This is a genomic window from Bacillus methanolicus MGA3 (assembly GCF_000724485.1).
GTDB lineage: Bacteria > Bacillota > Bacilli > Bacillales > Cytobacillaceae > Bacillus_Z > Bacillus_Z methanolicus_A.
Genome location: NZ_CP007739.1, coordinates 152,486 through 175,588, shown reverse-complemented (window position 1 = coordinate 175,588; position 23,103 = coordinate 152,486). Strand labels below are relative to the sequence as shown.

The window sequence follows — 23,103 nt, the reverse complement described above, 5'->3', positions numbered from 1 at the left end:
CCTTCATCGAATAATTGCTTTTCTTAAGCTTTGTCATTTTCCGTAATTGAGATTTTTGCTGTTTCTTTTGCAAGCTTCCATTTCACATTTTTTGGTCCTTTAACTTGTATATCGAGCTCATGATTTCCTTTTGAAAGATTGGATACATCAATAAATAGGCTAAAATCATCTTCACTTATCGTTTTGATTATGTCACTTGATCCTATTATGGTCAAATTGGCAGTGGCAGAAGCTGGATCAAGAAATGCTACCTTATATTTTTCGTTAAGGCCTTCCGTTTTAATAGGAAGATTTGACAATGTTTTTTCTTCATCTTTTTCATCATTTACTTTATTATCGTCTACTTTATCATCTACATTTATCTTGACCTTTACCGTTTTCGGATCAACTTTTAATATCCCTTTTGAAATGATGACTGGCACTGTCAGTTCCGTATCTTTTTGTATATTGCTTACATCTACCTCTACTCTAACACTGTCTGTTTGATCCAATACCTCTGGTTTTGCAAAAATTGTCGCTTCCTTTTTATCAATAGATACAGAATTTATCGAAACTCCTTCAGGAGGGGTTCCTTTTTGGACGATTTTGATCGGTACAGCTTTACTGGAGCTTTTTACAGGAACTGTAACTGTAACAGTTTCAGGATCAACATTAACATCAAGCTTATTTAATTTCTTATCTAGTGCCTGAATCGTTGCTTCTCTTGTCACCGTACCGTTTATATAACCTTCAATATCGAGAGTAGCTATTACATAGCTAATCCTATCAATTACATCTTTTGCACCCGTAATTTTTACCGTATTTGGCTCAACGATTGGCTCTTCGGAAACATAGCCGTCCTCCAACAAGTTTTTGTTAAATTCAGCTTCTACTTTAAATTCCTTTGTTACTCGTTCCTGAACGTTCACTTTGGCATAGCTCGGCTCCACTTTAACCTTCAGTTTGTCGGAAATATCCCTTATCTTAATGGGTACTCGTTGGGTGCCGATTTCCGCATTTGACAAATCAACATACGCTTCAAAGTTTCTAAGCGATTTTGTCATTTGGACGATGTTTTTGGGCCCTTGAATCGTAACATTGACTTTTTCCGGCACCCCTGACACAACGAAATTTTCTGTATCATAATAGCTTTTTACAGGCACATCCGTGATTGTCTCAACGTTGTTTTTGGAAGGAAGATTTTCATTTGTTGCTTTTTCCATATCCGGAACAGAAGAAAACAATAACACAGCTAAAACAAGGGAAATAATTTTCAAAAACCAGTGGTTATCCATCAGTTTATCGATCACTTTTATTCACCCTCCAGTTCCAACGAGCTGAAGAAGATTGTTTTGATTTCGTTTGTGACAACAATTCATTTCTCAATAATTCCTTGAACTTTTCAGGAGACAAATCACGATGCAGTTCCCCGTTTTTCGTTAAAGATACACTGCCTGTTTCTTCTGAGACTACGACTGTTACACTGTCAGTCACTTCGCTGATTCCAAGTGCTGCACGATGCCGGGTTCCTAATTCTTTTGAAATGAATGGGCTCTCCGATAACGGCAAATAACATGCTGCTGCGGCAACATTATGTTTTTGTATAATAACAGCCCCGTCATGCAAAGGAGTATTTGGAATAAAAATATTAATCAACAATTCAGAGGAGATTTTTGAATCTAATGGAATTCCTGTCTCAATATAGTCGCTCATCCCAGTTTCTCGTTCAATAGAAATCAAAGCTCCAATACGCCGTTTTGCCATATAATCCGTTGCTTTAATAATCGCCTCCACCACTTTTTCCTGCTCTTCTTCTTCAGGTGTACCGCTTCTTGAAAATAACTTTCCTCTTCCAAGCTGTTCAAGAGCCCTTCGAAGTTCCGGCTGGAAAATAATAATGATGGCCAAAAATCCCCATGTTAAAGCTTGTTCCATCATCCAGCTTAAAGCTTTCAAATATAAATGATCGCTAATAATTTTTACGAGGAGAATAACAAAAATGCCTTTAAGCAATTGGACAGCTTTCGTTCCCCGTATAACCATTATTAATTTATAGATGACGTACCAAACAAGGAGAATATCCACAGTATTTGCCAATAATTTCAATATTGGTATATCAAAAAACGGCATTGTACTTCCCCCATAAGTTTATTCGAAAAGCACAAGCGCCTAATTCAGGCCCGACAGGTATCAAAACGTTCTAGAAGACAGCTCTTTAGAGCAGATCATGTGGTTTATAACCCAAGGTCCAAGGCGCTGACGCTGGCCTGTAAATATAAAAGCGGAAACCGCTAAATTTTCATATGTAACTTTTATATTATATCATAGACCACGTATTCTTCTAAAAGATTATTTCTTTTAGTAAACTTTTGTGCTTACGTTTTGTCCCATCAAACTAGAGTATACCTTCATGGCAAATTAAAAATCCAATAATTTCTATATTTATTATAGAACGAATGTTCTGTGTTCGCAATAGCACTAAATATGAGAAAAGTGTTTTAAAATAAATTAGCCACCCTATTTGAGTGGCTTTAATTTTTGTCATTTTCTTCATCAAATATATTGATTAAATCTTTGCATGTTTTCTTTATTTCGAACCATAGCCATTCGTATATTTTATTAACTTCCTTAATCTCTCCTGTAACATGGCCAGCAGAAGCTAGATATTTCTCACCATTTATTACTGTCACATTTCCCTGTATTTCACCTTCAATTTTTAAAGTTCCATTCTTTACAACGACATCTCCCTTAACCACTTCGCCTTTTGGGACAATCACTGTAGTATTTTCAACCTTTAAATTAGGCTGTTTCGAAACGGAAAATTGATGATCATTCCATGTTGAGAAAAGGCTTCCTGCCATTAGTACGAAGAATAGAGAGGCAGCCGTTAACAAAGGATGATGACGGAACCAGCGTCGCACTCCAATTTTTTTCTTTTCCTTTGGCAATCTTGCCATAACATTTGCAGTAAGATTAGGAGGTGCCTTTATATTAGAAGTACTCTGCACTAAAGCAATCGTTTTTTTTAATTCATGAAAGTGCGATTGACATTCTTTGCATGTTTGTATATGTTCTCTTAAAATTTTTTCATGCTCGGCTGAGATCTCTTCATCTAGGTATTCGTGCATATATTCAATAATCTTTGCTGGACAACTCAAAGCTCTCACCCTCTCTTTAAAGATAACGTAACTGCTGTCTCAACGCTTCTCTCCCTCTGTGAATTCTCGTTTTAACCGTTCCCAGCGGTAGATCTAAGATTTCGCTGATTTCATTTAGCGAAAGTTCTTCAATATATCTTAATACGATGACCGTTCTGTATTTTTCAGGCAGTTTCGAAATTTCCTTTTGAATCGTTTCTTGCAGCTCCAAACTCTGAAGTTCCTCTTCAGGAAGAGCTGTATCAGCCGCAATTTGTGAATACATCGTAAGCCCATCCGAGCCCAAAACCTCTGCATCCAAATAGTAATCCGGTTTTTTCTTTCTTATGCGATCGATACACAAGTTTGTAGCAATTCTGTATAGCCACGTAGAAAATTTTAAATTTATATTGAAACTGTTAATATTCACATATGCGCGAATAAAAGCTTCTTGAGCTATGTCTTCTGCTTCATGTCTATTTCCTAGCATCCTGTAACAAAGTTGAAAAACCTTATCCTTATAAAGTTCAACAATTTCCCCAAAAGCATTTTGATCGCCTTTTATTACTTCTTTAATCCTTTTCTTTACGATTTCTTCCATTGGTTACCTCCGCTCTAATGCGGCTATTCGATATACGAATCGATAGCGGAAAAGGTTTCACTTTTCACTCAAAAATTTTCAATCATTTTTATATTAACTAAAATTTACTGCTGTTTGTTTAAAATTTTTTCTACAGGGTATAAAAAGACTAAAAATATTGAAATGAGGAATGCTTTTTATGTATATCGAAACATTGCTAGAAGACATTGAAAATTATCGAAGGAAAATGGTGAAGTTAGCCTCTCATTATTCTTTTACCAATCAACAAGTGATCGAAATAAGCACAGAATTGGACAAGCTTCTTAACCAATATTACCTTTTAACTGTAAGAAATGAGGCTGACCCAAAACTTAGAGCCAGGCACCTTTAATTACAAAATATTGAAAACAAATTAATGTTTGTTCCATATTTAATAACAGCTGACGGGAGCCTGGCGTTTATGGCCAGCCTTATATTTATTTATAAAAGTTTTTCGCCAAATAAAGACCCCATTAATGCAACGGCAACTGTTGCAGTTTTGTTTTTATCATCGAGAATTGGATTGACTTCAACAAATTCTGCTGAAGTGATGAGCTGTGCTTCCGCAAGCATTTCCATCGCAAGGTGGCTCTCCCGGTAGCTTATTCCGCCGTTAACAGGTGTTCCAACTCCTGGCGCATCACTTGGGTCTAATCCATCCAAATCTAACGAAAGATGTACTCCATCCGTTTTATCTTTTAGATATTTGATTGTTTCTTCCATTACTTTTGACATGCCAAGCCTGTCAATTTCATGCATGGTAAAAACTTTAATTCCATTTTCTTTAATAAGAGCCCTCTCTCCTTCATCGAGGGATCTAGCTCCAATAATCACAATGTTTTCTGGCTTTACTTTAGGGCTGTAGCCTCCAATTTCCGTTAACATAGGATGCCCCAGCCCAATACTGACTGCAAGAGGCATTCCATGTATATTTCCAGAAGGTGAAGTTTCTGCTGTATTTAAATCCCCATGCGCATCATACCAGATTACGCCAAGATTTTTATAGTGTTTTGCAACGCCGGCTAACGTACCAATCGCAATGCTGTGGTCGCCGCCAAGCACTAGCGGAAATGCTCCTGATTTAACAACTTCATCAACTTGTGCTGCCAGCTTTTCATTTTTTTCAGCTACTAGCTCCAAATTGCGCAGATTTGTATCTGATCGATTTACAACTTCCGGTCTGCCGATTGGGATATCTCCAAGATCTTCTATCTCATACTTTAAGTTCCTTAGCCTTTCATTTATTCCTGCGTAGCGCATTGCACTTGGACCCATGTCAACACCGCGTCTCATTTGTCCTAAATCCATCGGCATTCCTATAATGGATATTTTTTTCATAACTAGATACCTCCTCATCTCTATTATTTTCCTATTTTAACCGCTTTCATAAAAATGACTCAACTCGGCAAAAACATGTATATATATACATAATTATTAAAATAAAAGGAATAGTCTGATTTCAAAAAAAGACTAGTTTCAATTTGCTTATACGATAGAGGAGGAATATCATAAAAAAAACACAGGTTCATTATGAACCTGAGATTTTTTCCCATTTGAAACTTCTTTTCAAAAACTTCACTTTCACTTGATAGACGGTTTTTAGGTTACTGCGTCATAAAAGATAAGTTATGAGCAAAATGAGCAATAATGGACCAAACAGAATAAGATAACCGATTGGGTGAGCTAAATTGATCGTCCAGCCAATTCCAAATCTTTTTTCGACGAAAATGGATGGATCTTCTTTATTTACATAAAATATTCCAGACTTCCAGTATTTATCATCATCAACGTCCGTTATCCCGGAATCTGGCTCATCTTCAAGTACAACATTGATACGCGAGCCGCTTTGGCCAACTTTAAACGCATAAACTGCGGCAGCAATGAGACTTGCCAATAAAAAAAAAAGCGGCATGGCAAACATTAATACTTTATTACCAATACCTTCATGTATTGACGTAAGTTGAAGAAAGCTAAAAAGTACAGTTAAGAGAACGCTTGACGGGAACAAGAACCAACTCGAATATTTTCTAAATGACAACTGTTGTACGCGAGATGCATTGCTTCTTGTCGCACTTATATTAATGCCTGATTTTTTAGTGATTTCATTAATACCGAGCATCATTACCTGAATAATGATAAGGACGACGAGAAGCGAAATGGATGAAAATGGTGTTTTTAGAGTAAATGCATCCGGTTGTCCGGTGGCTGCCCAATGTATTGGGATCTTGTTCGGGATGTTATCGTACAGCATTGCGGTATAACCGATAAGACCAACTGTTATGACCATTGGTATAGAAAAAACATACGCAGGAAGCATTTCGTCTTTCGTACGAATTGAGATATCTGCGATTTTCACTTGTTTCAAATTTGCCCCCCAGTTGTTATCGCGCTTCAGTCGAGTTGTTTTTGCATGGAATATAAAGTAAAGGCCCATGCTCACAAAGATGACACAAAACTGAATTGCTAACCCGGTTAAGGCGAGCTTTTCTTCCGTAGGATTAACAATTTTCGCCCATACGAAATAAGCAGCCAAAGAAATTAAACCGAAAAGAAGTGTAGTAGTAGAGTAAATTCTTTTATAAGAAGCAATTGTCCGATCATCAGTATGTCCTTCAGGAATTGTAACGCCAAACGCAATTGTTCGTTTCAATAAAAAGGGAATTGCAGATTTCAATATAGTGATAAAGCCAATTATGATAAGAAAAATTGGTAATATCATTTTTTATTCCCCCTTAATATCTGAAATAATAGATAAAATCAGTTCGCAGATTTCATCAGTATTCATCCCTAGAGCAAGCGCTTCTGCAACGACGGGCCTAAATTCATTTGCGATCCGTTCAACATGTACTTCACGCAGTTCACCTCGAATGGAAGAATTGATAATTGCTCCAGATTTCGGAACAATTTCAATAAAGCCTTTCTTCTCAAGCTCATGGTAACTTTTGTTGACAGTATGCATATTCACTCCGAGATCGGCTGCCAGTGAACGAACAGATGGTAGCGAATTGCCATCTTTCAATATTCCACGAGCAATTCCTTCGATAATTTGAAAAGTTAATTGTGTATAAATAGGAATATCGGAGTGCGGTTCAATTTTAATGAACACATAAATACCTCCTAACTGTTCTATAATTATTATAACAAAGTGTTCTACAATGTATAGAACAAAAATTATCAAAAATTTCAATAGATATTGCACTGTTTAGTTTAATTTCTTAAATATATGCTTAAACGTATGAAAAAAACCAAAACACATGTGATATCTTTTACATAGATCAACATAGCCATAAAAAAAGCCTCAAACCAAATAGGTCTGAAGCCTTAATAACAATAATATATGTAGTGTGATGGTGGAGCCTAGCGGGATCGAACCGCTGACCTCCTGCGTGCAAAGCAGGCGCTCTCCCAGCTGAGCTAAGGCCCCATATGGAGCGGAAGACGGGACTCGAACCCGCGACCCCCACCTTGGCAAGGTGGTGTTCTACCACTGAACTACTTCCGCAATCTAATTATTTATAATCTTAAGAAGGCCCTACAAAATTTTTGCAGGGACTTCAATGATTTAAACTCTTTTTTAATGAGCCATGGAGGATTCGAACCTCCGACCCTCTGATTAAAAGTCAGATGCTCTACCGACTGAGCTAATGGCTCTAATAATGGCTGGGCTAGCTGGATTCGAACCAGCGCATCACGGAGTCAAAGTCCGTTGCCTTACCGCTTGGCTATAGCCCATCAATGCGAATAATTTCATAATAAAAGGACAGTCATAGCTTGTCCAATTTTTATTTGATTTATTAAATGGTGGAGGGGGACGGATTCGAACCGCCGAACCCTGAGGGAGCGGATTTACAGTCCGCCGCGTTTAGCCACTTCGCTACCCCTCCATACAAATTCGGTATGCCGGCGAGAGGAATCGAACCCCCAACCTACTGATTACAAGTCAGTTGCTCTGCCAATTGAGCTACACCGGCATGGTGGAGGATGACGGGATCGAACCGCCGACCCCCTGCTTGTAAGGCAGATGCTCTCCCAGCTGAGCTAATCCTCCAAAATAAGTGGTGACCCGTACGGGATTCGAACCCGTGTTACCGCCGTGAAAGGGCGGTGTCTTAACCACTTGACCAACGGGCCAAAAAGTTTAAACCCATTATTTTTCAGAGAGCTTCCAACCGGGCTCGAACCGGTGACCTCTTCCTTACCATGGAAGTGCTCTACCTGCTGAGCTATGGAAGCATTTGCTATAGCTCTCATTTAGACATAAGTCTTTATGAAAATTGGCTCCGCAGGTAGGATTCGAACCTACGACCGTTCGGTTAACAGCCGAATGCTCTACCACTGAGCTACTGCGGAATAGTTAGTATTATTATTTAGAGCTTGTCTAATTTAACTGAATGTCACATTAAGCTAATATGGAATATGTAATCCGCCTGGCAGCGTCCTACTCTCGCAGGGGCAATGCCCCAACTACCATCGGCGCTGAGAAGCTTAACTTCCGTGTTCGGTATGGGAACGGGTGTGACCTTCTCGCCATCGCCACCAGGCTAAGCAAGCAAAGACATAATTTATTATAATGTCTTTTTTATTTTTTTCAAGAGGAAATTTCATTCTCTCAAAACTAGATAATTTATGAAGAAGTGAAGAACAATGAGTATCATTTGCGGACTTCTTCCGCTTTTTAATTTGGTTAAGCCCTCGATCGATTAGTATCTGTCAGCTCCACGTGTCGCCACGCTTCCACCTCAGACCTATCAACCTGATCATCTTTCAGGGATCTTACTAGCTTGACGCTATGGGAAATCTCATCTTGAGGGGGGCTTCATGCTTAGATGCTTTCAGCACTTATCCCGTCCGCACATAGCTACCCAGCTATGCCTTTGGCAAGACAACTGGTACACCAGCGGTGCGTCCATCCCGGTCCTCTCGTACTAAGGACAGCTCCTCTCAAATTTCCTGCGCCCGCGACGGATAGGGACCGAACTGTCTCACGACGTTCTGAACCCAGCTCGCGTACCGCTTTAATGGGCGAACAGCCCAACCCTTGGGACCGACTACAGCCCCAGGATGCGATGAGCCGACATCGAGGTGCCAAACCTCCCCGTCGATGTGGACTCTTGGGGGAGATAAGCCTGTTATCCCCGGGGTAGCTTTTATCCGTTGAGCGATGGCCCTTCCATGCGGAACCACCGGATCACTAAGCCCGACTTTCGTCCCTGCTCGACTTGTAGGTCTCGCAGTCAAGCTCCCTTATGCCTTTACACTCTGCGAATGATTTCCAACCATTCTGAGGGAACCTTTGGGCGCCTCCGTTACTTTTTAGGAGGCGACCGCCCCAGTCAAACTGCCCACCTGACACTGTCTCCCGCCCCGATCAGGGGCGCGGGTTAGAATTTCAATACAGCCAGGGTAGTATCCCACCGACGCCTCCACCGAAGCTGGCGCTCCGGCTTCTCAGGCTCCTACCTATCCTGTACAAGCTGTACCAAAATTCAATATCAGGCTGCAGTAAAGCTCCACGGGGTCTTTCCGTCCTGTCGCGGGTAACCTGCATCTTCACAGGTACTATAATTTCACCGAGTCTCTCGTTGAGACAGTGCCCAGATCGTTACGCCTTTCGTGCGGGTCGGAACTTACCCGACAAGGAATTTCGCTACCTTAGGACCGTTATAGTTACGGCCGCCGTTTACTGGGGCTTCGATTCAGAGCTTCGCTTTTAGCTAACCCCTCCTCTTAACCTTCCAGCACCGGGCAGGCGTCAGCCCCTATACTTCGCCTTGCGGCTTCGCAGAGACCTGTGTTTTTGCTAAACAGTCGCCTGGGCCTATTCACTGCGGCTTTTCCGGGCTATGCACCCAGAAAAGCACCCCTTCTCCCGAAGTTACGGGGTCATTTTGCCGAGTTCCTTAACGAGAGTTCTCTCGCTCACCTTAGGATTCTCTCCTCGCCTACCTGTGTCGGTTTGCGGTACGGGCACCTTTTTCCTCGCTAGAGGCTTTTCTTGGCAGTGTGGAATCAGGAACTTCGGTACTACATTTCCCTCGCCGTCACAGCTCCGCCTTCTGCTAACGGGATTTGCCTCGTTAGCGGCCTAACTGCTTGGACGCGCTAATCCAGCAGCGCGCTTGCCCTATCCTCCTGCGTCCCCCCATCGCTCAAACGGAAAAGAGGTGGTACAGGAATATCAACCTGTTGTCCATCGCCTACGCCTTTCGGCCTCGGCTTAGGTCCCGACTAACCCTGAGCGGACGAGCCTTCCTCAGGAAACCTTAGGCATTCGGTGGATGGGATTCTCACCCATCTTTCGCTACTCATACCGGCATTCTCACTTCTAAGCGCTCCACCAGTCCTTCCGGTCTAGCTTCAACGCCCTTAGAACGCTCTCCTACCGCGGACACCAAACGGTGTCCACCCACAGCTTCGGTGATACGTTTAGCCCCGGTACATTTTCGGCGCAGAGTCACTCGACCAGTGAGCTATTACGCACTCTTTAAATGGTGGCTGCTTCTAAGCCAACATCCTGGTTGTCTAAGCAACTCCACATCCTTTTCCACTTAACGTATACTTTGGGACCTTAGCTGGTGGTCTGGGCTGTTTCCCTTTTGACTACGGATCTTATCACTCGTAGTCTGACTCCCAAGGATAAGTCTTTGGCATTCGGAGTTTGTCTGAATTCGGTAACCCGTTGAGGGCCCCTAGTCCAAACAGTGCTCTACCTCCAAGACTCTCACACTTGAGGCTAGCCCTAAAGCTATTTCGGAGAGAACCAGCTATCTCCAAGTTCGATTGGAATTTCTCCGCTACCCACACCTCATCCCCGCACTTTTCAACGTGCGTGGGTTCGGGCCTCCATCCAGTGTTACCTGGACTTCACCCTGGACATGGGTAGATCACCTGGTTTCGGGTCTACGACCACATACTCATTCGCCCTATTCAGACTCGCTTTCGCTGCGGCTCCGTCTCTTCGACTTAACCTTGCATGTGATCGTAACTCGCCGGTTCATTCTACAAAAGGCACGCCATCACCCATGAATGGGCTCTGACTACTTGTAGGCACACGGTTTCAGGTTCTCTTTCACTCCCCTCCCGGGGTGCTTTTCACCTTTCCCTCACGGTACTGGTTCACTATCGGTCACTAGGGAGTATTTAGCCTTGGGAGATGGTCCTCCCTGCTTCCGACGGGATTTCACGTGTCCCGCCGTACTCAGGATCCACTCAGGAGGGAACGAAGTTTCGACTACAGGGTTATTACCTTCTCTGACGGGCCTTTCCAGACCTCTTCATCTACTCCGTTCCTTTGTAACTCCATGTTGAGTGTCCTACAACCCCAGGAGGCAAGCCTCCTGGTTTGGGCTGTTCCCGTTTCGCTCGCCGCTACTCAGGGAATCGCGTTTGCTTTCTCTTCCTCCGGGTACTTAGATGTTTCAGTTCCCCGGGTCTGCCCTCCTAACCCTATGGATTCAGGCTAGGATCCTATCCCATTACGGATAGGGGGTTTCCCCATTCGGAAATCTCCGGATCAACGCTTACTTACAGCTCCCCGAAGCATATCGGTGTTAGTCCCGTCCTTCATCGGCTCCTAGTGCCAAGGCATCCACCGTGCGCCCTTTCTAACTTAACCTTCAAGGTTTGAAACCTAAAATGGCGATACTCGGTTCTTCTTTTGCCTTCTTCACATTATCTAGTTTTCAAAGAACGAAGTTCTGAGGAATTGCTCCCTCAAAACTAAACAAACAAAAGCGATCAACTATTCTGTTGTAATGTCTAGCTACGGCTCCTAGCCTCTCGAGTCGCTTCGCTTCTTCTGTCAAAGTCTTTTGGACTTTTCCGCCAGAAGCTCCAGCGCTTGTCGAGGCTGACCAGTCGCCTTTGCTTTTCGAATAATCCTTAGAAAGGAGGTGATCCAGCCGCACCTTCCGATACGGCTACCTTGTTACGACTTCACCCCAATCATCTGTCCCACCTTAGGCGGCTGGCTCCTTGCGGTTACCTCACCGACTTCGGGTGTTACAGACTCTCGTGGTGTGAAGGGCGGTGTGTACAAGGCCCGGGAACGTATTCACCGCGGCATGCTGATCCGCGATTACTAGCGATTCCGGCTTCATGCAGGCGAGTTGCAGCCTGCAATCCGAACTGAGAATGGTTTTTTGGGATTGGCTCAGCCTCGCGGCATCGCAGCCCTTTGTACCATCCATTGTAGCACGTGTGTAGCCCAGGTCATAAGGGGCATGATGATTTGACGTCATCCCCACCTTCCTCCGGTTTGTCACCGGCAGTCACCTTAGAGTGCCCAACTGAATGCTGGCAACTAAGGTCAAGGGTTGCGCTCGTTGCGGGACTTAACCCAACATCTCACGACACGAGCTGACGACAACCATGCACCACCTGTCACTCTGTCCCCCGAAGGGGAACGTCCTGTCTCCAGGATTGTCAGAGGATGTCAAGACCTGGTAAGGTTCTTCGCGTTGCTTCGAATTAAACCACATGCTCCACCGCTTGTGCGGGCCCCCGTCAATTCCTTTGAGTTTCAGCCTTGCGGCCGTACTCCCCAGGCGGAGTGCTTAATGCGTTAGCTGCAGCACTAAAGGGCGGAAACCCTCTAACACTTAGCACTCATCGTTTACGGCGTGGACTACCAGGGTATCTAATCCTGTTCGCTCCCCACGCTTTCGCGCCTCAGCGTCAGTTACAGACCAGAGAGCCGCCTTCGCCACTGGTGTTCCTCCACATCTCTACGCATTTCACCGCTACACGTGGAATTCCGCTCTCCTCTTCTGCACTCAAGTTCCCCAGTTTCCAATGACCCTCCACGGTTGAGCCGTGGGCTTTCACATCAGACTTAAGGAACCGCCTGCGCGCGCTTTACGCCCAATAATTCCGGACAACGCTTGCCACCTACGTATTACCGCGGCTGCTGGCACGTAGTTAGCCGTGGCTTTCTGGTCAGGTACCGTCAAGGCACCGCCCTATTCGAACGGTACTTGTTCTTCCCTGACAACAGAGCTTTACGACCCGAAGGCCTTCTTCGCTCACGCGGCGTTGCTCCGTCAGACTTTCGTCCATTGCGGAAGATTCCCTACTGCTGCCTCCCGTAGGAGTCTGGGCCGTGTCTCAGTCCCAGTGTGGCCGATCACCCTCTCAGGTCGGCTACGCATCGTCGCCTTGGTGAGCCGTTACCTCACCAACTAGCTAATGCGCCGCGGGCCCATCTGTAAGTGATAGCCGAAGCCATCTTTCAGCTCTTTCCCATGCGGGAAAGAGGATTATCCGGTATTAGCTCCGGTTTCCCGAAGTTATCCCAGTCTTACAGGCAGGTTGCCCACGTGTTACTCACCCGTCCGCCGCTGACTTCAGGGAGCAAGCTCCCATCGGTCCGCTCGACTTGCATGTATTAGGCACGCCGCCAGCGTTCGTCCTGAGCCAGGATCAAACTCTCCAAAAAAGAGTAAGACATGCTCATAATAATAGAATTAACGTTGACGCTTTTGTTTGTTTAGTTTTCAAGGAACAATTCAGTGTTGCTTTAAAAACGACTTTTTAAATATATCTCATTATCGTCATTGTGTCAACGACTTTTTTCTTTTTTGTTGTTTATCAACAACGACGTTTATTAATATACCAGCGACAAATACAGAAGTCAACACTTTTTATAAAAATTTTTACAAAGAAGTGAAACTATCCTTTCCTTTCTATTTTTGATTTTAGAGGTAGATACTTCATGCACTCTTGTGGCGAAGCAATTCTTTTAAAGAGGGAAAACAATATTTTATACCTCTCTTGCATTGCACTTTTAACAATGTGATCGATTCGTTCATCTTTCAAATCAAACAAAATCTCGTCCATTTCTCTCTTCATTAAATATTGCAATTCGTTTATCTCTTTTTCATTAACCAAAATTCCTATCATTAATTCCACTCCTTTGTAGATCCGATTTCTGTTAGTCTTTTCCAATTGATGATTTTTTATGTTCAAAAACTTTAATCATACTCAAATAACCTATGCATATGATTTAGACAAGGAGTGTTTTTTGGACGAGGTGATCGTATGAATTTCTTTTTGGTTTTGAGAGGAAAGACCTTAAAACAATTTTTGGTTGTCGTGATCGCTGCGTTTTTCACAGCATGGTTTTTGTATGCGGAATCGAGTATTCGTATTCCGGTTTTTTCTACTAAAGATGGACCAAAAGCAGTTTATAAAGGAGAAAAAAACGTTGCTCTCACCTTTAATATCGGGTGGGGTGATGAAAAAGCAAAACCGATTCTCGATGTTTTAAAAAAAGAAAATGTAAAAGCCGCAACATTCTTTCTTTCAGGATCTTGGGCCGAAAGACACCCTGATCTTGTGAATCGAATCGTCAAAGACGGGTATGAAATCGGGATGCTCGGTTATGTTTATAAGGACTATACTGAGCTCGAAGAGGATAAGGTGCGGCAAGATATTGTAAAGGCACAGGAAGTATTTAAAAAACTAAATGTAAAAAATGTAAAATTATTGCGGGCTCCAACCGGCCATTTTGATAAAACTACATTAAAATTAGCAGATCATTTTGGTTATACAGTCGTCCATTGGAGTGTTGATTCCAAAGATTGGACTAATCCAGGTTCAGAAATCATTAAAAAAAATGTTTCAAAAGCCAAAAAAGGGGACATTATTCTGCTTCATGCATCTGATTCTGCCAAACAGACAGCTTCCGCTCTTCCTGGCATTATTCAAGTTTTGAAAAAGAAAAACCTTAAACTCGTAACCGTTTCTGACATGATTGTTAACGGAGATGCGAAGGCAAATGAAATTAAATAAATAAAAGAAAGCCAAGCGTGGTATTTTTACGCTTGGCTTGTTCATTTGCAATTTAATCTTAATTAGCCGATTTGTTTTTTAAACGTTTTTTTTGCTGCTCTGATTTCTCATTCAATTTATGGAGTATTAAAAGCTGGTATGCGTTGCATGCTATTAATGGAAACAGCATTAAATATAGCCAGCTTTCTTCATTAACCCGCAAAACCGGAATCCATTCAATCACTGTTAATACCACCATAAAAAATAATGCAGGAATAAAGGCATCTTTATTCGTTTGCTTTACTTTTAAGACGGCGACAATTAACCCGACTGCTAAAATTAAAAACGCCAGCCCAATATACGGAAGAATGCTTTCTCCATTTTTCGCAAAAGCTTGAAAACGAAAATACACCAAATCAAACAGGACAAATAAAAGGATGACCAACTGAACCGGTTTCCATAATGACCTAAATATGCCAAGCCCAATCCGGTGAACCGTTAGATATGCAAAAAAACCCATTTGGCTTATAAGACTAAAGATTAATCCCACACCTATTAACCAGAATAAAATTGATAAGATTTCCAAAAAATCAAAATCCACAAAGATCGGCTTAAATTCATCCCAGCGAACAATAAATCCAACAATACCGGCAGTTACCCCGCCAATCATTAAGGTCGTCAAAAATAACCTTACCCAGTTTCGGCTAGTCACGGCTTTTTCCTCCATTATTCCTCATTCATTTCACTTCTATGATTGTATCAACCAGACTTTGAAAAATCTAGGTATTCGCAAATAAACGCATATTTTTTCTTGATATTTACCAATATAAAATTAAGCATTTCTATGTGAAAGGAGCTGCATAATGGTGAATAAAGGAACTTTGCTCCTCCCTTTTTTCCTTGTCTTTTTTGTTGCAGGCTGCGCTCAGAATGATGCAGGGGGCAGCAAGCTTGATTACGATGAAACAAAGAAAATGGTTGTCGATATATTAAAGACCGATGATGGCAAAAAAGCAATTAAAGAAATCATGGATGACGATAAATTAAAAAAACATCTTATTATGGATCAGCAGATTGTTTCTGATACGATTAAGAAAACATTGACTTCAGAAGAAGGTGCTGAGTTTTGGAAAAAATCATTTGAAGATCCAGCATTTGCGGAAAGTATAGCGAAAAGTATGGAAAAAGAACATGAATTATTATTAAAAAAGCTAATGAAAGATCCGGAATATCGAAGCATGATGGTAGAGATAATGAAAAACCCGGAACTCCATAAAGAAGTGGAGGATTTGCTGAAAAGTAATGAGTATCGTAAACACGTCCAAAAAGTCATAACAGAGACGTTTGAAAGCCCGCTTTTTAAAGCCAAAATTCAGGATCTTATTATAAAAGCGGCCGGAGAAGTCCAAAGTGGAAAACAGGAAAGTCAAGGCGGAGACAAACCTGATGGCGGCGACCAAGATCAAGAACAAGGAAAAAGCTGATAATTGTGAGGCTGCTTGCCCCTTCTGCTGCTTTATCATGGGCTGACCAAAAGTAATTAGAACAGGGTTCAGATCAGATCTGAACCCTTTTTACATTCATTTTTATGTTATTATTTTGCTTCCAATGTGTTGAGCACATTCTGCGCAATATCACGGTAGATTTTTCCAAGCTTATGGTCTTCTTGGTAGATGGACGGAGCAAAATCTTCTTCGTTCCAATCAGGCTGTTCAAGCGGCAACTGGCCCAACAGCTTTGTATTTAGCTCTTCCGCTAATTTTCTTCCTCCACCTTTTCCAAATACGTATTCCTTTTCACCTGTTAATTTGCTTTCGAAATAAGACATATTTTCAATAACACCGAGAACTTCATGTTTTGTTTTTAAAGCCATCGCACCTGCCCTAGCCGCTACAAAAGCCACTGTCGGGTGAGGCGTTGTAACAATAATTTCTTTACAGGATGGAAGCATCGTATGTACGTCCAAGGCGACATCCCCTGTTCCAGGAGGAAGATCAAGAAGCAAATAGTCTAAATCTCCCCATTCAACTTCATTAAAGAAATTGTTCAACATTTTACCTAGCATTGGGCCGCGCCAGATAATCGGCGAATTATCCTCTACAAAAAAGCCCATTGAAATCACTTTTACACCAAATCTTTCCACAGGAATGATTTTTTCTCCTCTTACAACTGGACGCTTAGTAATGCCCATCATATCCGGAACACTGAATCCATAAATATCCGCATCAATAAGCCCAACCTTTTTCCCTAATCGAGCTAATGAAACAGCTAAATTGACAGATACCGTAGATTTTCCAACTCCGCCTTTCCCGCTGGCAATCGCAATAAAAGTTGTCTTACTTTCCGGTGATAGCAAGCCCTTGTCATTTGATCCGGCTTCAGTCCGAAATTTTGACAGAGTTTCTTCCGGAAGTTCGCTAAATCGGATTCCGACTGTTTCAGCGCCTGCTTCTTTTAGCAAATTCACAACTTTTGTTTGCAGCTGAAGCTGTTCTGCTGTACCTGTTTTTGCAATTGCAATTTTAACACTGACATGATTTTTCTCTTTTTTTACTTTTACTTCTTGAATAGCATTTAATTCTTCCAGTGTTTTATGTAAAAATGGTTCTTCTAAACCATTAAGAAGATTGAGAACTTTCTCTTCAGTTAACATTTTTGTCACCCGCCTTTTGAATTCGTTTACAATTATTAGTATAACATGCAAATTTCGATATACAGTATATTCAAGCATACTTATTTTAACCAAATGCCGTATAAAATAATAAAGCGAGACTTTCAACGTGGGTCTTGCTACGTATGAATCCTAGATAAATAAAAGAAGGCGATCATAATGAACGCCTGCTTTGTTCCTTATTCATTAGACTCCAGCAATTCTTTTTCAGCTGTAAAATAACGAATGATTCCTTTGTATATCGACGCTGCAATCATTTCTTGATACACTTCGTTTTTCAAGTTTTCTTTTTCTGCCGGATTGGAAAGAAAGCCAATTTCTACAAGAACACCTGGTTTGTCTGCATTCTTTAAGATATAAACACCATTAATTGGTTTTGCCTTTCGATTTGTATTTTCTAAATTGCGTCTGAGTTCATCTTGTATAAACTTTGCTGCTCTTCTGTTTTCCTCCATGTGGGGGGCATAGAAGGTTTGGGCTCCGCTCCATCTCGGAGAAGGAATCGCATTTAAATGGATACTTACAAAAAAATCTGCATCCGACTTATTAATCATTTCTAACCTTCGTTTGAGATCTTCAATCTTTCTTCGGCTGTAGCCTCTTGTTTCCTTATCGGCAAGATCTGTATCTGTTTCCCTTGTCATAAGGACAAGAGCACCTTGGTGCTGTAAAAAATTCCTTACTTTAAGCGAGACATTTAATGCGATATCTTTTTCAACCACGTCTTTGGCACTTGCTCCCCCATCAGGCCCGCCGTGGCCCGGATCAATTAAAATAATTTCTCCAGTTAAGGGAAGATTCCATGAGTTCCAGGAATTATTTTCTATAAAATCATATTTGATAATGATAAGCAAGATGATGATCGCGACTACAAACACACCTATTTTCACGTTTTTTCTCATAAACCGAACCCTACCCCCTGCATGTCCCTGTACAATTCAATATATGGGTTAGGGGGGATGATTAGAACCGGAAATAGGAATTAAGGCAGACGAAGCTTGCGGCGTCTTTCTCCTTTAATGAATCCTTCTCTCCACCAATATTCAACATATTGTTCACAAAGATAATAAAGCGACTCGCTGAATATTCCTTCCTCTCCATTTCGCCAATACAAAAAGAAATTGTATAGTGTTTCAATAAAATGCTTCAGTTCCTTTTCACACCGAAGACGTACATTATCGATTGATTCACCATGATAACCAAATTTGCTCATTTTTGCTCCTAACAAAAAGGCTTCGATGGCTATGTCATAACAAGCTTCTTCAATGCCTGAATGAAGCAAAAAACTACCGGTTAGCCTGTTTGCTCCAAAAATGTGCTGGAATTTGTTTTTTAACATTTTTATCGATAATTCGCGAAGAATCGACCGCTCATATTTAATTTGTTTTTCTCTTCTTTTTTCTGTAAAGGTAGTAATAACAGTCAATGTATTCACCCCTTAAAAGATAGTTTTTATCCTTATCGGGACAGCCATACCAAAGGGGAGAATATTTTGAATTTCCAGTTTTGGAAGTTTCTTTTAAAAAAGAGGTGATTGACAATAAAAGAAAAACTCCAGCCAATGGCTGGAGCTGTGTGTTCCGTACAATTAACGTTTTGAGAACTGAGGAGCACGGCGAGCGCCTTTAAGACCGTATTTCTTACGCTCTTTCATTCTTGCATCTCGAGTTAATAGACCCGCGCGTTTTAATGTTGGACGATATTCTGGATCTACTTGAAGTAATGCGCGGGCAATACCGTGGCGGATTGCGCCTGCTTGACCAGTGTAACCGCCGCCCTTAACGTTTACAAGGACATCGTAGCTGCCAAGAGTTTCAGTAGCTACTAGCGGTTGTTTCACAACTTCACGCAAAGCTGCAAACGGAATGTAGTTTTCAATGTCACGACCGTTAATGATGATTTTGCCGTCGCCTGGAACTAAACGAACACGTGCAACGGAGCTCTTACGACGACCAGTACCCATATATTGAACCTGTGCCAAGTTAATAACCTCCCTATTCATTATCCACGAAGTTCGTAAACTTCAGGTTTTTGTGCTTGGTGCGGATGTTCGCTACCAGCGTATACGTGTAATTTTTTGAACATTTGGCGGCCAAGAGAATTTTTAGGAAGCATGCCTTTAATTGCAAGCTCTAACATTTTTTCTGGATAATTTGTACGCATTTCAAGCGCTGTTCTTGTTTTTAATCCACCTGGATATTGGCTGTGGCGGTAGTAGATTTTGTCATTCAGCTTATTACCAGTTAATTCAATTTTAGAAGCATTGATGATAATAACATGATCACCAGTGTCCACATGTGGTGTGTATGTCGGTTTATGTTTACCGCGAAGGATTGATGCTACTTCACTTGCAAGACGACCTAAAGTTTGTCCTGCAGCATCAACCACGTACCATTTGCGTTCGATAGTATTAGCATTAGCCATAAACGTTGTACGCATTGATTTACCCTCCTATGTTAAAAATCCATTCAAAATTGGTTTTCATATATTTCAATCACGAATAAGTTTCCGGGGCTTATCGTGGGGTTAAAAAATCATACCATATGATATAATATCTCTTTTGTACCCTTGTTGTCAACACGAGGATTCGTTGTCACAGAAAAAATAATATTCGTTAATAAAAAACCTTCCACAAATATAAACCATGTGCCGGCGCTGTTTTTCCTGCATACTGACGGTCTTTTTTTTCAAGAATATCTGGGATCGAATACGGACTTCGGTTGCCGCTCCCCACTTCAAGCAATGTTCCTGTAAGAATTCGCACCATGTTATAGAGAAATCCGTTTCCGACGAACCGGAACACAAGAAGATCTCCCTCTTCGAAAAATTCAATTTCTTCAATTGTCCGGACTTTATCCTCGATTTCTGTTTTGGCCGAGCAGAAGCTTGTAAAATCATGTGTGCCTATTAAGTATTTAAGAGCTTCCTTCATCGCAACATAATCAAGCGGGTAAGGAAACTGGTAAGCATAATGGCGTTTAAATGGATCGCGTTTCGGTGATAAATAAACAAAATAGCGGTACTCTTTTCCCACCGCGTCAAATCGGGCATGAAAGTTGGGAGCCGCTTTTTCCACTCGGATGACAGCAATATCATCAGGCAAGACCGAATTTAAGGCTATTTCCCATTTCGCTGTCGGAATCGCTAAAGCAGAATCAAAGTGAATAACTTGTCCTTTAGCATGGACCCCCGCATCGGTGCGTCCGGAAGCACTGATCTTTATACGTTCGCCTTTATGAAGTTTTGACAAGGCGGCTTCAATTTCTCCCTGGATTGTCCGCATGCCTGGCTGGATCTGATATCCTGAAAATTGAGATCCGTCATAAGTAATCGTACATTTATATCTTTGCATTTCACAACTCCACTTAAGTCCTAAATAAGATTAATAAGATAGCGATAATTCCTAATAGAACAAGCATAGCTGTATCAGCCGGCTTCCAATGTAACTGGCGATATTTCGTTCTTCCTTCTGCTCCGCGGTATCCCCTGGCTTCCATCGCAGTAGCAAGCTCTTCCGCTCTTTTAAAAGAGCTGACAAATAAAGGGATTAAGAGCGGAATAATCGCTTTTATCCTTTCTTTCACAGGACCGCTTGTAAATTCGACGCCTCTAGCTGTCTGGGCTTTCATAATTTTATCAGTTTCCTGCATCAAGGTTGGAATGAAACGAAGCGAAATAGACATCATAAGAGCTAATTCATGCACTGGAAACTTTACTTTGTTCAGCGGCTTTAAGAGCGTTTCAAGCCCGTCTGTAATCTCAATCGGGGTTGTTGTTAATGTCAGCAAAGAGGTTACTAATATTAGCAGGAAAAACCTCAGTGAGATAAAAATCCCCTTCCTGAGCCCTTCTTCATATATTTTTAACGGCCCCAATTCAAACAGCAGCTGTCCTTCTTTTGTAAAAAACAAATGAAGCAGCATCGTAAAAACGACAAGCCATAAAACCGGTTTTAAGCCTCCATAGAGAAAGCGAAACGAAATTTTGGACAATCTCATCATAATAAAAGTATAAACGGCAAGGATCCCATAAGTGATACTATTGTTCGCAATAAATACAATGCACACAAACAAAAAGACGATCAAAAGTTTTGAACGAGGGTCCATTCGGTGAATAATGGAATCGGCAGGAACATATCTGCCAAAGATTATTTTTTCCATCATACCGGATTCCCCCTTTTCAAAAGACGAGCGATAGCTTCTGTCAGCTCTTCCATGGAAAGAAACGTTCTTCCTAATTTCGTTTGAAAAGTCTGCTCAATTTTTAATTGAAAACGCACGATTTCTGGAACATCCAGGCCAAGCTTTATCAATTCCTTGGGAGAAGCGAAGATCTCTTCAGGACTTCCTTTTTTGAATACTTTCCCCTTATGCATAATAACAATTTGATCTGCATACCGTGCTGCATCTTCCATACTGTGAGTAACTAAAACAGTTGTCAAATTTCTTTCGAGGTGAAGACGATAGAACATTTCCATTATCTCTTTGCGGCCACGGGGATCGAGACCTGCAGTTGGTTCGTCGAGAACGATCACTTCAGGTTCCATTGCTAATACTCCCGCAATGGCTACCCTTCTCATTTGACCGCCTGATAAATCAAATGGTGATTTTCCGAGAATATATTCAGGCAGCCCAACTTGCTTGATGGCTTGCCGGGCACGTTTTTTTGCCTCTTCTTCTGAAACTCCGAAATTCATTGGACCGAAACAAATATCTTTCTCTACCGTTTCTTCAAAAAGCTGATGTTCTGGAAATTGAAAAACAATTCCAACCTTCTGCCGAATGTCCCGCAGTCTTTTTTCTTTTTTATTCGCCATTATTTCTCGCTCGCCAATAATGACTTTTCCACCGGTTGGCTTTAATAATGCATTCAAATGTTGAAGGACCGTTGACTTTCCCGAACCGGTGTGCCCAATAATCGCCAAATACGTGCCGGATGGGATGTCAATCGAAACATCCTGAATCGCCAGCCGTTCAAAAGGAGTATCAGCTTGATACCGGTATTCTACTTGTTGCAATGAGATGTCCATAACTCTTTCACCAACTCTTCTTCCGACAAAAAATATTTAGGTATAGACAATCCTCTTTCCCTCAGTGCTTTGCTCATTTTGACCGGAAATGGGATATCCAGCCCAAGTTCTATCAATTCTTCATCCATTTGAAAAATTTGTTCTGGAGTACCTTCACGATATAGTTGACCCTTATTCATCACCAAAATCCGATCAGCTTTAGCCGCCTCTTCTAAGTCGTGGGTAATCGAGATAACGGTTAACCCCTCTGCATCTTTTAAATCTCTTATCGTTTGTAAAACTTCTTCTCTTCCTCTAGGGTCAAGCATTGAAGTTGCTTCATCCAATATAATAATTTCCGGCCTTAAGGCAAGGATGCCCGCAATCGCCACTCTTTGTTTCTGTCCCCCAGACAGATGATGCGGCTCTTGATCCAGAAATTGATCCATGTTAACTTTTTCTAACGCTTCTTTCACACGCTGGACCATTACCTCACGAGGAATACCGTTATTTTCTAAACCAAAAGCCACATCATCCTGAACAGTAGTGCCTACAAATTGGTTATCAGGATTTTGAAAGACCATTCCGATTCTTTTTCTTACTTCCCAGACGGACTCTTCTGTACTTTCTATACCGCAAACTCTAATTTTCCCTTCCTTGGGAAATTGCAGACCGTTTAATAGCTTTGCTAAAGTAGACTTGCCTGATCCGTTATGGCCGACAATAGCAACCCATTCTCCTTTACGGATTTCAAAAGAAACATCTTTTAATGCATATCCTTCTTGTCCTTCGTATTGAAAAGAAACATGATCAAGAACAACAAGCGCTTCTTCCATGGTGGTCCTCCCATAAACTCTACTTCTATCACCATACACTTTTAAACTGTATCAAAAATAGCTAAATCAAAAAAGTTCCAAAT

At 41.6% G+C, this 23,103-nt stretch carries 21 protein-coding genes, 10 tRNA genes and 3 rRNA genes; 3 read left to right on the top strand and 31 right to left on the bottom strand.

Annotation, left to right across the window (positions count from 1 at the left end):
• Positions 1 to 23 precede the first annotated feature (23 nt).
• The 4 genes from BMMGA3_RS01015 to sigW form a co-directional block, all read right to left on the bottom strand.
• On the bottom strand, positions 24 to 1,289 hold the full coding sequence (locus tag BMMGA3_RS01015; protein ID WP_003348543.1) for a CdaR family protein: 1,266 nt from the start codon (positions 1,287 to 1,289) through the stop codon (positions 24 to 26).
• Positions 1,279 to 2,109 (bottom strand): diadenylate cyclase CdaA, encoded by an 831-nt coding sequence (gene cdaA / locus BMMGA3_RS01010; protein WP_003348545.1) that lies wholly within the window; start codon positions 2,107 to 2,109, stop codon positions 1,279 to 1,281. The genes BMMGA3_RS01015 and cdaA overlap by 11 nt, the downstream gene beginning before the upstream one ends.
• A 401-nt stretch (positions 2,110 to 2,510) precedes the next feature.
• Positions 2,511 to 3,137: an anti-sigma factor family protein gene (locus tag BMMGA3_RS01005; RefSeq protein ID WP_003348547.1), complete on the bottom strand. Its 627-nt coding sequence runs from the start codon at positions 3,135 to 3,137 to the stop codon at positions 2,511 to 2,513.
• A 16-nt stretch (positions 3,138 to 3,153) separates the two neighbouring features.
• Positions 3,154 to 3,717 (bottom strand): RNA polymerase sigma factor SigW, encoded by a 564-nt coding sequence (gene sigW / locus BMMGA3_RS01000; RefSeq protein WP_003348549.1) that lies wholly within the window; start codon positions 3,715 to 3,717, stop codon positions 3,154 to 3,156.
• A gap of 178 nt (positions 3,718 to 3,895) precedes the next feature.
• On the opposite strand from sigW, the gene BMMGA3_RS00995 reads away from it, so the two are divergent.
• Positions 3,896 to 4,087: an aspartyl-phosphate phosphatase Spo0E family protein gene (locus BMMGA3_RS00995; protein ID WP_003348550.1), complete on the top strand. Its 192-nt coding sequence runs from the start codon at positions 3,896 to 3,898 to the stop codon at positions 4,085 to 4,087.
• Between the two features lie 89 nt (positions 4,088 to 4,176).
• On the opposite strand, the gene rocF is transcribed toward BMMGA3_RS00995, so the two are convergent.
• From rocF to BMMGA3_RS00910, 17 genes are all read right to left on the bottom strand, one after another.
• Positions 4,177 to 5,073 (bottom strand): arginase, encoded by an 897-nt coding sequence (gene rocF / locus BMMGA3_RS00990; RefSeq protein ID WP_003348551.1) that lies wholly within the window; start codon positions 5,071 to 5,073, stop codon positions 4,177 to 4,179.
• Between the two features lie 274 nt (positions 5,074 to 5,347).
• A complete protein-coding gene (locus BMMGA3_RS00985) occupies positions 5,348 to 6,454 on the bottom strand; it encodes a DUF1648 domain-containing protein (RefSeq protein WP_003348552.1) in 1,107 nt (368 codons plus the stop codon).
• 3 nt (positions 6,455 to 6,457) lie between these two features.
• The gene (locus BMMGA3_RS00980) at positions 6,458 to 6,841 is read right to left on the bottom strand and encodes a GntR family transcriptional regulator (RefSeq protein ID WP_003348553.1); all 384 of its coding nucleotides are present in this window, start codon (positions 6,839 to 6,841) and stop codon (positions 6,458 to 6,460) included.
• Positions 6,842 to 7,083: 242 nt separating this feature from the next.
• Positions 7,084 to 7,159, bottom strand: a tRNA-Ala gene (locus BMMGA3_RS00975).
• Between the two features lie 3 nt (positions 7,160 to 7,162).
• Positions 7,163 to 7,237 (bottom strand) — tRNA-Gly (locus BMMGA3_RS00970).
• 76 nt (positions 7,238 to 7,313) lie between these two features.
• Positions 7,314 to 7,386: transfer RNA gene (locus BMMGA3_RS00965), tRNA-Lys, on the bottom strand.
• Between the two features lie 6 nt (positions 7,387 to 7,392).
• Positions 7,393 to 7,467: transfer RNA gene (locus BMMGA3_RS00960), tRNA-Gln, on the bottom strand.
• Between the two features lie 67 nt (positions 7,468 to 7,534).
• Positions 7,535 to 7,619, bottom strand: a tRNA-Tyr gene (locus BMMGA3_RS00955).
• 14 nt (positions 7,620 to 7,633) lie between these two features.
• Positions 7,634 to 7,706: transfer RNA gene (locus BMMGA3_RS00950), tRNA-Thr, on the bottom strand.
• A 1-nt stretch (position 7,707) separates the two neighbouring features.
• A tRNA-Val gene (locus tag BMMGA3_RS00945) sits at positions 7,708 to 7,783 on the bottom strand.
• Between the two features lie 8 nt (positions 7,784 to 7,791).
• Positions 7,792 to 7,866 (bottom strand) — tRNA-Glu (locus tag BMMGA3_RS00940).
• A 29-nt stretch (positions 7,867 to 7,895) separates the two neighbouring features.
• Positions 7,896 to 7,968, bottom strand: a tRNA-Thr gene (locus BMMGA3_RS00935).
• Positions 7,969 to 8,010: 42 nt separating this feature from the next.
• Positions 8,011 to 8,085, bottom strand: a tRNA-Asn gene (locus BMMGA3_RS00930).
• A gap of 75 nt (positions 8,086 to 8,160) precedes the next feature.
• Positions 8,161 to 8,276 (bottom strand): 5S ribosomal RNA (gene rrf / locus BMMGA3_RS00925).
• 139 nt (positions 8,277 to 8,415) lie between these two features.
• A 23S ribosomal RNA gene (locus tag BMMGA3_RS00920) occupies positions 8,416 to 11,350 on the bottom strand.
• Positions 11,351 to 11,620: 270 nt separating this feature from the next.
• A 16S ribosomal RNA gene (locus BMMGA3_RS00915) occupies positions 11,621 to 13,171 on the bottom strand.
• The 16S, 23S and 5S rRNA genes sit together here with 10 tRNA genes alongside, the layout of an rRNA operon.
• Before the next feature lie 233 nt (positions 13,172 to 13,404).
• On the bottom strand, positions 13,405 to 13,635 hold the full coding sequence (locus BMMGA3_RS00910; protein ID WP_003348554.1) for a hypothetical protein: 231 nt from the start codon (positions 13,633 to 13,635) through the stop codon (positions 13,405 to 13,407).
• A 138-nt stretch (positions 13,636 to 13,773) separates the two neighbouring features.
• Between BMMGA3_RS00910 and pdaB the strand changes: the two genes are divergently transcribed.
• Positions 13,774 to 14,526: a polysaccharide deacetylase family sporulation protein PdaB gene (gene pdaB, locus BMMGA3_RS00905; protein ID WP_003348555.1), complete on the top strand. Its 753-nt coding sequence runs from the start codon at positions 13,774 to 13,776 to the stop codon at positions 14,524 to 14,526.
• A 58-nt stretch (positions 14,527 to 14,584) separates the two neighbouring features.
• On the opposite strand, the gene BMMGA3_RS00900 is transcribed toward pdaB, so the two are convergent.
• Positions 14,585 to 15,217: a KinB-signaling pathway activation protein gene (locus tag BMMGA3_RS00900; protein WP_003348556.1), complete on the bottom strand. Its 633-nt coding sequence runs from the start codon at positions 15,215 to 15,217 to the stop codon at positions 14,585 to 14,587.
• A 151-nt stretch (positions 15,218 to 15,368) separates the two neighbouring features.
• On the opposite strand from BMMGA3_RS00900, the gene gerD reads away from it, so the two are divergent.
• A complete protein-coding gene (gerD, locus tag BMMGA3_RS00895; RefSeq protein ID WP_003348557.1) occupies positions 15,369 to 15,989 on the top strand; it encodes a spore germination lipoprotein GerD in 621 nt (206 codons plus the stop codon).
• Positions 15,990 to 16,099: 110 nt separating this feature from the next.
• Here the strand turns inward: gerD and BMMGA3_RS00890 are convergent, their stop codons facing one another.
• From BMMGA3_RS00890 to BMMGA3_RS00850, 9 genes are all read right to left on the bottom strand, one after another.
• Positions 16,100 to 17,158 carry an Mrp/NBP35 family ATP-binding protein gene (locus tag BMMGA3_RS00890; protein WP_003348558.1) on the bottom strand — a complete coding sequence of 353 codons (1,059 nt, stop codon included), beginning with the start codon at positions 17,156 to 17,158 and terminating at the stop codon, positions 16,100 to 16,102.
• 197 nt (positions 17,159 to 17,355) lie between these two features.
• Positions 17,356 to 18,078 (bottom strand): N-acetylmuramoyl-L-alanine amidase CwlD, encoded by a 723-nt coding sequence (cwlD, locus tag BMMGA3_RS00885; RefSeq protein ID WP_003348559.1) that lies wholly within the window; start codon positions 18,076 to 18,078, stop codon positions 17,356 to 17,358.
• An 80-nt stretch (positions 18,079 to 18,158) separates the two neighbouring features.
• On the bottom strand, positions 18,159 to 18,602 hold the full coding sequence (locus BMMGA3_RS00880; protein WP_003348561.1) for a YbaK family protein: 444 nt from the start codon (positions 18,600 to 18,602) through the stop codon (positions 18,159 to 18,161).
• A 162-nt stretch (positions 18,603 to 18,764) separates the two neighbouring features.
• Entirely contained in the window at positions 18,765 to 19,157 is a 393-nt protein-coding gene (gene rpsI, locus BMMGA3_RS00875) for a 30S ribosomal protein S9 (RefSeq protein ID WP_003348563.1), read from the bottom strand.
• 20 nt (positions 19,158 to 19,177) lie between these two features.
• On the bottom strand, positions 19,178 to 19,615 hold the full coding sequence (gene rplM / locus BMMGA3_RS00870) for a 50S ribosomal protein L13 (protein ID WP_003348564.1): 438 nt from the start codon (positions 19,613 to 19,615) through the stop codon (positions 19,178 to 19,180).
• Positions 19,616 to 19,790: 175 nt separating this feature from the next.
• The gene (gene truA, locus BMMGA3_RS00865) at positions 19,791 to 20,528 is read right to left on the bottom strand and encodes a tRNA pseudouridine(38-40) synthase TruA (protein ID WP_003348566.1); all 738 of its coding nucleotides are present in this window, start codon (positions 20,526 to 20,528) and stop codon (positions 19,791 to 19,793) included.
• Between the two features lie 13 nt (positions 20,529 to 20,541).
• Entirely contained in the window at positions 20,542 to 21,339 is a 798-nt protein-coding gene (locus tag BMMGA3_RS00860; RefSeq protein WP_003348568.1) for an energy-coupling factor transporter transmembrane component T family protein, read from the bottom strand.
• Positions 21,336 to 22,205 carry an energy-coupling factor ABC transporter ATP-binding protein gene (locus BMMGA3_RS00855; RefSeq protein ID WP_034669479.1) on the bottom strand — a complete coding sequence of 290 codons (870 nt, stop codon included), beginning with the start codon at positions 22,203 to 22,205 and terminating at the stop codon, positions 21,336 to 21,338. The genes BMMGA3_RS00860 and BMMGA3_RS00855 overlap by 4 nt, the downstream gene beginning before the upstream one ends.
• Positions 22,181 to 23,020, bottom strand: coding sequence for an energy-coupling factor ABC transporter ATP-binding protein (locus tag BMMGA3_RS00850; protein ID WP_034669481.1), 840 nt, complete (start codon positions 23,018 to 23,020; stop codon positions 22,181 to 22,183). The genes BMMGA3_RS00855 and BMMGA3_RS00850 overlap by 25 nt, the downstream gene beginning before the upstream one ends.
• Positions 23,021 to 23,103 lie beyond the last annotated feature (83 nt).

Excerpts from the sequence above, each read along its gene's own strand:
- cdaA (WP_003348545.1), bottom strand. The coding sequence starts at position 2,109 with ATGCCGTTTTTTGATATACCAATATTGAAATTATTGGCAAATACTGTG.
- sigW (WP_003348549.1), bottom strand. The coding sequence starts at position 3,717 with ATGGAAGAAATCGTAAAGAAAAGGATTAAAGAAGTAATAAAAGGCGAT.
- BMMGA3_RS00995 (WP_003348550.1), top strand. The coding sequence starts at position 3,896 with ATGTATATCGAAACATTGCTAGAAGACATTGAAAATTATCGAAGGAAA.
- rocF (WP_003348551.1), bottom strand. The coding sequence starts at position 5,073 with ATGAAAAAAATATCCATTATAGGAATGCCGATGGATTTAGGACAAATG.
- BMMGA3_RS00985 (WP_003348552.1), bottom strand. The coding sequence starts at position 6,454 with ATGATATTACCAATTTTTCTTATCATAATTGGCTTTATCACTATATTG.
- BMMGA3_RS00910 (WP_003348554.1), bottom strand. The coding sequence starts at position 13,635 with ATGATAGGAATTTTGGTTAATGAAAAAGAGATAAACGAATTGCAATAT.
- pdaB (WP_003348555.1), top strand. The coding sequence starts at position 13,774 with ATGAATTTCTTTTTGGTTTTGAGAGGAAAGACCTTAAAACAATTTTTG.
- gerD (WP_003348557.1), top strand. The coding sequence starts at position 15,369 with ATGGTGAATAAAGGAACTTTGCTCCTCCCTTTTTTCCTTGTCTTTTTT.
- BMMGA3_RS00890 (WP_003348558.1), bottom strand. The coding sequence starts at position 17,158 with ATGTTAACTGAAGAGAAAGTTCTCAATCTTCTTAATGGTTTAGAAGAA.
- cwlD (WP_003348559.1), bottom strand. The coding sequence starts at position 18,078 with ATGAGAAAAAACGTGAAAATAGGTGTGTTTGTAGTCGCGATCATCATC.
- rplM (WP_003348564.1), bottom strand. The coding sequence starts at position 19,615 with ATGCGTACAACGTTTATGGCTAATGCTAATACTATCGAACGCAAATGG.
- truA (WP_003348566.1), bottom strand. The coding sequence starts at position 20,528 with ATGCAAAGATATAAATGTACGATTACTTATGACGGATCTCAATTTTCA.
- BMMGA3_RS00860 (WP_003348568.1), bottom strand. The coding sequence starts at position 21,339 with ATGATGGAAAAAATAATCTTTGGCAGATATGTTCCTGCCGATTCCATT.
- BMMGA3_RS00855 (WP_034669479.1), bottom strand. The coding sequence starts at position 22,205 with ATGGACATCTCATTGCAACAAGTAGAATACCGGTATCAAGCTGATACT.
- BMMGA3_RS00850 (WP_034669481.1), bottom strand. The coding sequence starts at position 23,020 with ATGGAAGAAGCGCTTGTTGTTCTTGATCATGTTTCTTTTCAATACGAA.